11 protein-coding genes are annotated in these 11,485 nt (G+C 45.3%); 5 read left to right on the top strand and 6 right to left on the bottom strand.

Annotated elements, in window-relative coordinates:
* Positions 1-82: 82 nt before the first annotated feature.
* The 3 genes from DSM107010_RS34735 (at position 83) to DSM107010_RS34745 (ending at position 2,642) form a co-directional block, all read left to right on the top strand.
* Positions 83-1,027 (top strand): vanadium-dependent haloperoxidase, encoded by a 945-nt coding sequence (locus tag DSM107010_RS34735; protein ID WP_199755964.1) that lies wholly within the window; start codon positions 83-85, stop codon positions 1,025-1,027.
* 222 nt (positions 1,028-1,249) lie between these two features.
* Positions 1,250-1,615, top strand: coding sequence for a hypothetical protein (locus DSM107010_RS34740; protein ID WP_106167952.1), 366 nt, complete (start codon positions 1,250-1,252; stop codon positions 1,613-1,615).
* A 46-nt stretch (positions 1,616-1,661) separates the two neighbouring features.
* Entirely contained in the window at positions 1,662-2,642 is a 981-nt protein-coding gene (locus tag DSM107010_RS34745) for an aldo/keto reductase (RefSeq protein ID WP_127025148.1), read from the top strand.
* 141 nt (positions 2,643-2,783) lie between these two features.
* Here the strand turns inward: DSM107010_RS34745 and DSM107010_RS34750 are convergent, their stop codons facing one another.
* The 6 genes from DSM107010_RS34750 to DSM107010_RS34770 form a co-directional block, all read right to left on the bottom strand.
* The gene (locus tag DSM107010_RS34750; protein ID WP_106167959.1) at positions 2,784-3,506 is read right to left on the bottom strand and encodes an MBL fold metallo-hydrolase; all 723 of its coding nucleotides are present in this window, start codon (positions 3,504-3,506) and stop codon (positions 2,784-2,786) included.
* A gap of 26 nt (positions 3,507-3,532) precedes the next feature.
* Positions 3,533-5,086, bottom strand: a complete 1,554-nt coding sequence (locus DSM107010_RS34755; protein WP_106167954.1) for an FAD/NAD(P)-binding protein — start codon at positions 5,084-5,086, stop codon at positions 3,533-3,535.
* Positions 5,087-5,346: 260 nt separating this feature from the next.
* Complete coding sequence (locus DSM107010_RS42625; RefSeq protein WP_258183904.1) at positions 5,347-5,469, bottom strand: hypothetical protein; 123 nt, start codon at positions 5,467-5,469, stop codon at positions 5,347-5,349.
* A gap of 14 nt (positions 5,470-5,483) precedes the next feature.
* Complete coding sequence (locus DSM107010_RS34760) at positions 5,484-6,257, bottom strand: ATP-binding cassette domain-containing protein (RefSeq protein WP_106167955.1); 774 nt, start codon at positions 6,255-6,257, stop codon at positions 5,484-5,486.
* 80 nt (positions 6,258-6,337) lie between these two features.
* Positions 6,338-7,120 carry an aliphatic sulfonate ABC transporter permease SsuC gene (ssuC, locus tag DSM107010_RS34765; protein WP_106167956.1) on the bottom strand — a complete coding sequence of 261 codons (783 nt, stop codon included), beginning with the start codon at positions 7,118-7,120 and terminating at the stop codon, positions 6,338-6,340.
* A 54-nt stretch (positions 7,121-7,174) separates the two neighbouring features.
* Positions 7,175-8,251, bottom strand: coding sequence for a sulfonate ABC transporter substrate-binding protein (locus DSM107010_RS34770; RefSeq protein ID WP_106167957.1), 1,077 nt, complete (start codon positions 8,249-8,251; stop codon positions 7,175-7,177).
* Positions 8,252-8,597: 346 nt separating this feature from the next.
* On the opposite strand from DSM107010_RS34770, the gene DSM107010_RS34775 reads away from it, so the two are divergent.
* Entirely contained in the window at positions 8,598-9,641 is a 1,044-nt protein-coding gene (locus tag DSM107010_RS34775) for a sulfonate ABC transporter substrate-binding protein (protein WP_106167958.1), read from the top strand.
* Between the two features lie 65 nt (positions 9,642-9,706).
* Positions 9,707-11,410, top strand: a complete 1,704-nt coding sequence (locus DSM107010_RS34780; RefSeq protein ID WP_199755965.1) for a fumarate reductase/succinate dehydrogenase flavoprotein subunit — start codon at positions 9,707-9,709, stop codon at positions 11,408-11,410.
* Positions 11,411-11,485: the final 75 nt, after the last annotated feature.

Below are 11,485 nucleotides of genomic sequence, written 5' to 3' on the forward strand. Positions count from 1 at the left end.
ACGCTTATTTCTCCATAAAAGTATTTGTTCCAGAATATCACTTTAAGCTTGGTATAAATTTAGATGCGTTTGCCCTGCTCCTTTGGGATACCAGTTTATTTCACCACTGATCCGCACTCCCATCGCAGGTAAAGGTAACGAATTCCTCTACGATTACAACGAGTGGTTGCTGGTACAAAACGGCGGCAGTTCTGGCAGAACTATTCAGTTCGACTCAACGCAGCGCTATGTCATCAACGGTCGCGACCAAGCTGAGGTAGCGCGAAACGGTGGGAATCTGTTCTTTGAAGCCGCCTTGATTCTCCAAGCTGCTACTAGTACCAGTCCTGGCTTTGGTGGCATTGGCGCACCCCTAAATCCAGGTAATCCTTACGTCAAATCCCGTACCCAGGTAGGTTCTGCCGCTACGTTTGCAGGTGCTTATTTAAATGGCTTGCTTCTGCGAACGACTACGTTTGCAATTAGAGCTGCTTATTGGGAAAAGTTTTACGTCCACCGTCGCTTGCGTCCAGAAGCGTATGCTGGGTTAATTTACAACAATATTGTCAACAAAATCCAGTATCCGATTAATCCAGCAGTTTTCAACTCTCAGGCTTTGGCTCAGATTTTTAATACCTACGGCACTTATTTATTACCCCATACCTACCCAGAGGGAGCGCCGTTCCATTCCTCCTATCCTGGTGGTGCGGCTGTCATTGCTGGAGCGCACGCTACGCTATTGAAGGCGTTCTATGATGAGAACTTCGTCATCCCCAATCCAGTAGTACCTGACCCTAACGATCCGACACAGGTAATTTCTTACACTGGAGAGGAGCTGACGGTAGGCGGTGAGTTGAATAAGCTAGCAGCTAACTATGCTCTGGGACGCAGTAGTGCTGGTATCCATTGGCGCTCGGATGGTGCAGCGGCTTTAGCTTTGGGAGAAGCAGTTGCTATTAGCATCCTCCAAGACGAACGGCTGACATTCAGAGAAAATTTCGAGGGTTACACTTTTACTAAGTTTGACGGGACAAAGATCACTGTTTGAAGTGGTCATTTGTCATTTGTTAGTTGTTAATGGTTCATGGTTAATTGCTGTGAACCATTAACTATCAACTATTAACTATTAACAGCCTCAACGCAAAATCTACAGATCGGTTAGCAAATTAGTAACGCCGATCGCTTGTTTTTCTCACTCGTATATGCGAGAGTCTTATTTAGTCATTACAAACTACGGCATGTCGGTAGAATAATAGTAAATTTTTATGGTTTGAGCAAAGAAGCGATCGCAGCCGTGCGATCTCTGGAGCAGTTGATGTTAAAGAATTCTCAAGGACTAAAAATCAGCACCAACTCGTCGGCAACGGTGAATGCCATCAATAGCTTTGTCGAGCAACTGCTCAGCATGGGTAATGAACTACTCTCTAGGCGGGCAGCAACTCGGAGCAATATTCTAGCAATTGGGCACGAACTAGCCTTGACGTATAAAAAACTAGGACGATCCTATGAGGCAAACCAAGCGTTTTATCGAGCCGAGAAGTTATTTCAGCGTTATCAAACATCTCGTACCAATTCACTTTCTCACTGCGTCATCTCGTGGGGGCTTACAACTGCACGCTCCTACATATGTGACTAACATCGCGTTAAGTTAGGATCGGCAAGTATGAGAGTAGAGCGATCGCATGAAATACATCAACCTTGGCAAAACCGGATTGAAAGTGTCGCGCCTGTCCCTCGGTACAATGACCTATGGCTCGCGTCAATGGCGGGAATGGGTGCTTCCCGAAGTAGATAGCCGTCCTTTCATCAAACTTGCCTTAGAGTTGGGAATTAATTTCTTTGATACTGCTGATATGTACTCGCTGGGCGCGAGTGAAGAAATCTTGGGAAGGGCGCTGAAAGATTTTGCTAAAAGAGAGCAGGTCGTTATTGCTACCAAGGTTTACAATGCCATGAGTGACGCTCCTAACGATAAGGGACTATCTCGCAAGCACATTTTTGAGAGTATTGATGCCTCATTGCGACGGCTACAGACAGATTACGTAGATTTATACCAAATTCATCGTTGGGACTACGAGACACCAATCGAGGAAACCTTGGAAGCGTTGCACGATGTCGTTAAGGCAGGCAAGGCGCTTTACATTGGGGCTTCGAGTATGTACGCTTGGCAATTTGCCAAAGCCCTTTATCTAGCTGACAAACACGGTTGGACTCGCTTTGTCTCGATGCAAAACCACTACAACTTAGTCTATCGAGAAGAAGAACGAGAGGTATTGCCGCTATGTCAGGCTGAGGGAATTGGAGTGATTCCCTGGAGTCCGCTAGCGCGGGGCTTTCTGACTGGAAACCGCCAACGAGAGGGCTTTGGTGAGACTCTGCGGGCTAAAACAGATGATTTTTCTCACAATCTCTACTACAACGAGTCGGATTTTCAAGTAGTCGATCGCGTTGTGGATTTATCTAAACAGCGCGGCGTTAAACCAGCGCAAATTGCCATAGCTTGGCTATTACATCAACCAAGCGTCACTGCTCCGATTATCGGTGCAAGCAAAATTGAGCATCTGAAAGAAGCAGTCGAGGCTGTGGACTTAGCACTTTCTGACGACGAGCGGCAATTGTTAGAGCAACCCTATCAACCCCATCCCGTTCTCGGACACCGTTAATCGTAAACTATAAAATACTGCTGATGACGACAGCAGGAGCGCAGAGAAGAAATTTCAATTCTTCAATCCAAAATCTAAAATTGCTAATGAGTGCCATCGTTTTAGAGGAACTAAACAAATCAGTATCGAGCATCGGATGGACTATGAAACAAATAATACATTACCGCAATTTTGATTGGCGGGAACCGCTTCCATCATCTTTTTAGGATTCTCTAGCTTTAGACTTGTCATCAATTCGATAAAACTGTAGCGATCGCGTCCAACAAACCTGGGATTCCAACGCTTTTCTTCACCAATAGTTGAAACTGTGCAACCGCGATAATCATGACCTGGATAGACAAGGGTTTCCTCTGGTAGAGTAAATAGCCGTTGCGTCACCGAATCATACAGAGTTCCAGCATCGCCTCCTTGAAAGTCAGTTCGTCCGCAGCCTCGGATAAACAAGGCATCGCCAGTTAGCACTCGAAGCTCCTTTGGAGCCGCTCCGCTAACGCCATTGATGCGATAGGCGACATGGCTATCTGTATGACCGGGAGTAGCGATCGCTTCTATTGAAATTGCTCCTAATTGCAATGTTTCTCCGTCTGCAATGAAACGGTCTGCACCAACAACTTTTGCCCCAGCAGGAATAACGCTCGAACACCCAGTTATTGCCCGTAACTTTCCAGTGCTGGTAATGTGGTCGGCGTGAATGTGAGTTTCCAGGCAATAACGCAGGCTTAGTTCTAATTCTTTGAGCAATTGAAGATCTCGCTCCACCTGCTCTAAAACTGGATCGACAAGCATGGCAGTTTTATTCAGCGGGTCGGCGATGAGATATGTATAAGTACTAGATTCGCGATCGAACAACTGGCGAAATAGCATATTACCTCCTAAGCTCTTAAATGGCTTCAGATGTGCCATGCCAAATAAGAAGCTATCCGTTCTAAATACAGGTTTGCCTCAACTTCGAGTTGAGAGAGAATTTCTTGTGCCAAATTCATTGCTTGTGTCCGAATTTCAGGAACCGCTACCGACTCCCAAAGCTCGCCCTTACGAGTCGATCCTAGCGTATACAAATACTTTGATGCCTCTTCCAAATCGTTTAACAGCGCACCATTTGGAGCAGTTTTGATGCCCAAGGCTAATTCATCTGGGCAGAGTAGCCCAAGCGATCGCAAATTGACAACTAGAGGATGTTGCAATTTTCTGTAGTTGGAAGCGGGACCTGTACAATTCACGACTCGGCTAACGCGCAAAGTTATATTTTCTAAAGCGTGTCGTTGGCGAATCGTGACATCTACCCCAGAACTATCTTCGTGGTAAGCCTGAATGCGTCCGGCGTGGACTACCAACTGACCGCTATGCAAGATGGCATCAATTCCATCTGCTACATGGGGGGCTAGTCGATGGCGGTGGATATCCCAATAAGCACGCAGATGGCGCAGAAATTGCCTTTGTTCTCTAAGTGAAAGCGCCTGCCATAGTTCTTGAGTCGCCGGACGCAGCGCATCAACTACAGTTCGCCAGTCTTGACCCCGATCTGCTGCCACTCGCACTTGTTGGCGCACTTGACGCAATAAACCTCTCAGCGGTTGGGGTTCGAGCTTGACCAATCTGAGATTAGAACTCTTTACTTCGTGGCGGTGGGGTAATAAGCCGTGACGCGAGACAACATGAATTTTACCCTGGTGTCCTTGCTGTTGTAGGGCGATCGCCAAATCCACCATAGTTAGACTGGAGCCAATCAGCAATATTGATTGGTGCGAGTTGAGTCCGCGCAATGCTCTAGCAGACCAGGCAGAACCAATGTAGCGACTGCTGCTATAGAACTCAGGAGTCTGTACTGGTGGATGGCTAAAGGGAAAATTACCCAGTGCCAAAACAACTTTCTGAACCTGTAGAATACGATTGCTTTGCAGGCGTACAGTTGTACCTTCGGGTTGTAATTCAATTGCCACCACCTCATCCTGACAGCGTTCTAAACGCACGTCCACTGGAGCATTCACTTGAGCTTCATCCAGCACCGATCGTAGGTAGGAACCATAGAGTTTGCGAGGGACAAAAGTATTTGTCTGTACGCCATCTGGTAAGATTTCGGCGAGCGAATGTTTCTGGTGTTGCGCCCAATCTAAAAAATGATTTGGGTCGTCGGGGAAGGCGCTCATCTTTCCTGCTGGCACGTTCAGCAGGTGACAGTCTGCCTGGGTGCTGTAGGCTACGCCCTGACACAAACGCGGACTACGCTCAATTAAATAAATGGTTAGAGGAGTTGTGGCTTGTCGTAGGAGTTGAGCCGCGACTAGAGAGCCACTACAACCGCCGCCAACAATGGCGATCGCCTGAGATAAGTTGGTGGCAGCCAACGGGGGTGAGGCACTCTCGCGATAGGACTTGATGCTGGAGCTTCTATCGAAAGCGTTATTTAATAGTGCGATCGTTTTGGCTGTTTGCAGGTTGTCCATGTTAGTTTTTTTCTCTCCTTGTCATCTATATATCAGCGCAGCAGATCGCTTTTACTATTTACTACGCATTCTTCTGATATTTTTGGGAGACTATTTGTTAGACTAAACTGTAGTTTCTCAGAAAGCTATATAATCTGCTACTTTTTATCGGAAATAGCACTAACTTGATTTATTTATGAGAGATTTAGTCGCTCTCGAACGCCAGAAATCAAAATTTTTACTCAAAAAAGTTTATTCAGAAATGTTTCAGAAGCTCGCATTTAACAATCGGGAATTGTTGGATTAAAAAAGATTACTACTTCTACGAAGCTCTCCCGCAGAAGCGTAGCAAAAAAAGCGATCGCAGCCTGGAATCGGTTAGCGATCGCTAACAATTTCAACATTAGCAATTAACTATTTACGCGCTTGCCAGTGCTTCAATTTTGTCCCGTTCCCCATTAATTAAACCAGCTTCATCGCCCATCACGCGCTCTAGAACTTCTTCTGCGAGAGTAAGAAATTCTTGGTCTTTGCGCTTGCGGGGACGGGGTAACGTGACTCGCTTATCCATTGTTACGCGACCATCTTCAATTAGTACAATGCGATCGCCTAACATTATTGCTTCATCCACATCATGAGTAATCAGGAATGCCGAAAATTTCCGTTTCTGCCAGATTCTTTCAATCAACTCCAAGCGAGTCATGGCATCCAAAGCGCCAAGCGGTTCATCCAATAACAGCAGGCGTGGCTCTCTGACCAAAGCTCTAGCAAGTGCAACTCGTTGCTTTTGTCCCCCCGAAAGTACGGCGGGCCAGTCTCCAGCTCTTTCGGCTAAACCGACCTGCCGCAGTGCCTTCTCTGCTTTCTCTCGCCAATCTTTCTTGTCCAAGCCTAAACCAACATTATCTAGCACGCGCTCCCACGGTAAAAGGCGGGCATTTTGAAACATAGTTCGTGCCGAACGGTTACGTCCGCGCAATGGCTCTCCGTCAATTAATACTCCGCCATCAGTAGGACGCTCAAAGCCAGCTATCATCCGCAGAAGTGTACTCTTACCGCCACCGCTACGTCCAACGATCGCAATAAACTCTCCTGGTGCTATATCTAAATCGAGACTTCGCAATACTTGATTGCTACCATAGGTCTTCGTCAGACCCATGACTTTTACTTCTGCTCCTTGAACCGATGCCATCTGAATATCTCCCCTGATTACTTAGCGCGAATTTAAGTCTGACTAAATCTAAAATCCAAAATCTAAAATCTAAAATAGTCTTAGGTAGGCTGGTAGTTTGGATTCCACTTCAGCCATTTCTTCTCTAAAATTCTAGTTGCGACATCTGCTAATTTGCCCAGCAAAGCATAAAGCAAAATACTCAAGACAACAACATCAGTTTGCATAAACTCGCGAGCATTCATTGCCATATAACCAACACCTGAATCCAGCGTAATCGTCTCAGCCACAATTAGAGTGAGCCACATAATTCCCAGAGCGTAACGCACGCCAACTAGAATTGAACTCAGTGCGCCTGGGAAAATGACACGCCTAAACAAAGACCAGCCATGCAACCCGTAGGATTTTGACATTTCAATTAGTTCTGGATCGACGCTACGAACTCCATGAAAAGTATTCAAATAAATTGGAAAGAATACCCCTAATGCCACTAAAAAGATTTTGGCTTCTTCCCCAATCCCAAACCACAAAATTACGAGGGGAATTAGAGCTAGATGAGGAATATTCCGAATCATCTGCACTGAGGTATCCAAAAACTCTTCTGCTGGACGAGCCAGACCATTCAGCAATCCCAACACAAAACCAATACTGCCTCCAAGTAAAAACCCGATTGCGGCACGCATTGTACTAATAAGCAGATTTCGCCATAGTTCCCCGCTCTGAGCTAAACGAATTCCCGCCGCTAAAACATCTGTAGGTGCAGGTAAGACTCTAGTAGAAAGCCAGCCAGATTTCACTAAGATTTGCCAAACAATAATTAGCACAATCGGCAACACCCAAGGTACTAACTGACGAACCCCTAGTTTAGAAAATCGGCGTTTCATCTTGGATCTCCTTCAGATATTAGTGGTGCGTGGTGCGTGGTACGTGAAAAAGCTTTAATTAAGTTGCTTATTTTCTTGTTGGGAAACCAGAGCTACTTTTCCAACATCAATTTTTTTCGGAACTAATTTCAGACGATGAAACGTATCAGCTAGCTTCTGCTGATAAGCTACAATCTCCTCAGTGATAGGTTCTACACCGTAAGCTCTTCTTTTTGCTACTTTCTCTAAAACATTAGCATCGATTCCAATTAGAGGTGAGAGGATTTCTGCAACTTCTCTTGGTTTTTCTTTCGCCCACCGATCGATCTTTTTGACTTCTTCTAACACTATTTTTAGGCGATCGGGATGCTGTTTGGCAAAGCTTTGGGAAGCAAAAATATACTCCCGATTGTCAACTATATCTGTAGCATCCGTCAGAATTCTAGCTCCCGTAGCTTGTTCGGCAGAGGCAAAATAAGGATCCCAAATTGCCCAAGCATCTACTTCTTTTTTCTCAAATGCTGCTCTAGCATCTGCCGGAGGAATAAAGACTGGTTCAATATCTGTATAATTTAATTTAGCTTTTTCTAATGCTTTTACTACTAGGTAATGCACGTTCGATCCTTTATTCATTGCTACTTTTTTACCTTTCAAGTCAGCAATGTTGCGAATTGGCGAATCTTTTGGAACTAAAATTGCTTCTCCTTTGGGATTAGGAGGCGAAGTAGCGACATAAAGCAAAGGCGCGCCAGCTGCTTGAGCAGATATAGGCGGTGTTTCTCCTGTATGTCCTAAGTCAAGCTGACCAGCATTTAAAGCTTCTAGTAACTGTGGACCAGCAGGGAATTGATTCCATCGCACCGATAAACCCATCGAGTTCAACCTTTTTTCTAAATCTCCTTTCGCCCTCAGAAGGCTCATAGAACCAAATTTTTGATGACCGATCCGAACTACTTTGTTTGGGTCTTGACCGATGCTAAATGACGGCATCGATGCAAAAGTGGCTGAGTTTCCTAGAGAACAAGCAGAAATGGCAAAATTTAAACTAAATCCGACTGCAAATAGTAAGGCAAAGGTTTTAACCGATCGCTGTTTGAGCGATTGGAATTGACGCAATTTGACTTGAAACCAAGTTAGTTTTATCTGTTTCATAAACTTGAATTCTGAAGATGCAACTGATAAAAATTTTTGGAAATAGTAGGCTTTTGGTTTAGTATTAAGCTTAATAAAAACGCTTAGTATAAAGTACTTTAAATTGATCGAGTTGCCGTAGTATCTAACTAAAGAATGATATTCAGCAGAGAATAAACTTAACTAGCTGTTTGAAAAACGTTAAAAAAACTGTAGTTTGAAATACAGATTTTCTTCTGTGCGATCGCCCGCCTACATAAATTGAGATAGCCAGAAATTATTTTAGTGAGTAACACTTTTACTGTAAACTACGTTAAATCGCTAGTTATAGCGTAATTACTATCGCTTGTCTTCAAAAAGAGTATTTATGTTGACTAAGTTCCCTCAAGCCCTCATGTTGGGCATTTTGAGAGGTATCGTTCAGAGCTTCAAGCTGCAAAGAATCCGCACCAAGTCTTTGCTGTTTAGCGTCGGATTAGGCTTAAGTTTGGCTATCTGGGCTGTTTCTGCCATGCAAACTGTGGCTCAGAATTCAGCCAACCCTACTGTAGTTCGCATCGGCTACCAAAAAGCGGCAACTGTCCTAAATGCACTTAAAGCAAGAGGAGAATTAGAGAAAGCTTTGGCAGCCTCCGGTTCTTCCGTGAAGTGGACGGAATTCCCAGCTGGACCACCCATGTTGGAAGCGATGAACGCTGGAAGTATTGACTTCGGTTACACCGGAGAAGCACCACCCATATTTGCTCAAGCCGCAGGTACTCCCTTGGTTTATGTTGCCTACGATCCTTGGAGTCCAAAAGCAGAAGCTATTATCGTCCCCAAAGATTCGCCGATTAAAACAGTTGCAGACCTCAAGGGTAAAAGAGTTGCCTTTGCCAAAGGTTCCAACACTAACTACTTGGTGGTGAAAGCACTGGAAAAGGCAGGACTGAAGTACAGCGACATCAAGCCAGCTTTTCTCGCCCCAGCCGATGCCCGTGCTGCTTTTGAGGGTAGAAATGTTGATGCTTGGGCAATTTGGGACCCTTACTTAGCTGCTGTAGAGCAAGCAACAGGCGCACGCACTTTAACTGATGCAACTGGACTAGCGCCTAATCGCGGTTACTATCTAGCTGCCAAGTCTTTTGTAGAACAATATCCGAGTGCCTTGAAAACAGTTCTAGATCGAGTAAGTAAGGTGAGCGACTGGGCAAAGCAGAATCCAGCCCAAGTTGCTAAATTTCTCGCACCCCAGTTAGGTATCGATGCGGCAGCACTGGAGGTAGCGGAAAAGCGGCGGGAGTATGGCGTACTGCCGATTACGAGTGAGATTATTGCCCGACAGCAACAAGTAGCTGATACGTTTTACAAAATCAATTTGATGCCGAAAGAAATCAAAGTCCAAGAAATTGTTTGGAAGGGCAATTTGTAGATGAAGGTTGACAGTTGACGGTTAACTGTCAACTGTTAGCAGATTTCACGCTTTAGGAGAACAGCATGAAACAAGAGTGGATGAAAACAGATGTACTCGTCATTGGTGGTGGCACGGCGGGGACAATGGCAGCAATCAAGGCAAAACAAGCAAACCCTAGTTGTCAGGTGTTGATTTTGGAAAAGGCGAATATTCGTCGTAGTGGGGCGATCGCAATGGGGATGGATGGAGTGAACACAGCCGTCATCCCTGGACACTCTACACCAGAACAGTACGTCCGCGAAATCACCATTGCCAACGATGGTATTCTGCATCAAGCAGCCGTTTATCAAACTGCAAAACTCGGCTACGAAACGATTCAAGAATTAGAAAGTTGGGGCGTTAAGTTCCAAAAAGACCCTCACGGTAATTACGATGTCAAGCAAGTGCATCGCGTGGGCAAATACGTGCTACCCATGCCAGAGGGAAAAGACCTAAAAACGATTCTGACCCGACAGGTAAAACGCCACAAAGTACAAGTCACGAATCGCGTCATGGCAACTCGCGTTTTAGTTAGAGAAGGGCGGGCGATCGGTGCAGTTGGGTTTGACGTGCGCGGTGGCGATTTTGTCGTTATCCAAGCAAAAGCTGTCATCCTCTGTACGGGGGCTTGCGGACGGTTGGGACTCCCCGCGTCAGGATACCTCTACGGTACTTACGAAAACCCCACAAATGCAGGCGATGGTTACTCGATGGCGTACCATGCAGGGGCAGAATTGACCAATATCGAATGCTTTCAGATCAATCCTTTAATCAAAGACTATAATGGTCCCGCTTGTGCATACGTTGCTAGCCCTTTTGGGGCCTACACTGCTAATGCCGAAGGACACCGCTTCATTAGTTGTGATTATTGGAGCGGTCAAATGATGTTAGAAGTTTGGCAGGAATTGAATTCTGGCAAGGGTCCAATTCAACTGAAGATGACTCATTTAGATGAAGATGCGATCGCTGAAATCGAGTCGATTCTGTGGGCAAACGAGCGCCCTAGTAGAGGACGTTTCCATGCAGGTAGAGGCGAAGACTATCGCACCCACCCAATTGAAATGAATATCTCAGAAATTGGGTTGTGTAGCGGACATAGTGCTTCTGGCGTTTGGGTGAATGAAAAAGCTCAAACAACTGTACCAGGATTGTATGCGGCGGGAGATATGGCAAGCGTCCCCCATAACTATATGATTGGGGCGTTTGTCTTCGGTCGTTTGGCTGGAACTCATGCCGTTGAGTACATTCAAGATTTGGAGCATTTAGAACCAGATGCCAACTTTTTAGCAGCAGAAAAAGCGCGGATCTATACACCTCTGAATCAGCCGCAAGGTATCCCTCATACTCAGGTTGAATATAAATTGCGACGGCTAGTGAATGATTATTTGCAACCGCCAAAATCAGGTCACAAAATGGAGATTGGATTAAATCATTTTGTTCGCTATCACGAAACCTTGGCGCAGATGGGAGCGCGTGACCCTCACGAACTCATGCGCTGCATGGAAGTACATTTTATTCGCGACTGTGCGGAGATGGCAGCACGCGCATCTTTATATCGGCGAGAAAGTCGTTGGGGTTTATATCATTATCATCTGGATTTTCCAGAGAAGAATAATCAAGAATGGTTTTGTCATGTAAATTTGAAAAAAGATGATTCAGGAGAAATGGTATTGTTCAAACGTCCTGTAGAACCTTATGTTGTAGAAGTAGATTTAGACAAAGAAGTTTATCACGTAGCAACACGATAGAGCATTTTCTAGTCTACTGAGGTACAATAACAGCAATGAGTAAACCAGCCACGTAGATCTTCAACAGAGACTTGA

This window comes from Chroococcidiopsis cubana SAG 39.79 (assembly GCF_003991895.1).
In the GTDB taxonomy this organism is placed as follows: domain Bacteria; phylum Cyanobacteriota; class Cyanobacteriia; order Cyanobacteriales; family Chroococcidiopsidaceae; genus Chroococcidiopsis; species Chroococcidiopsis thermalis.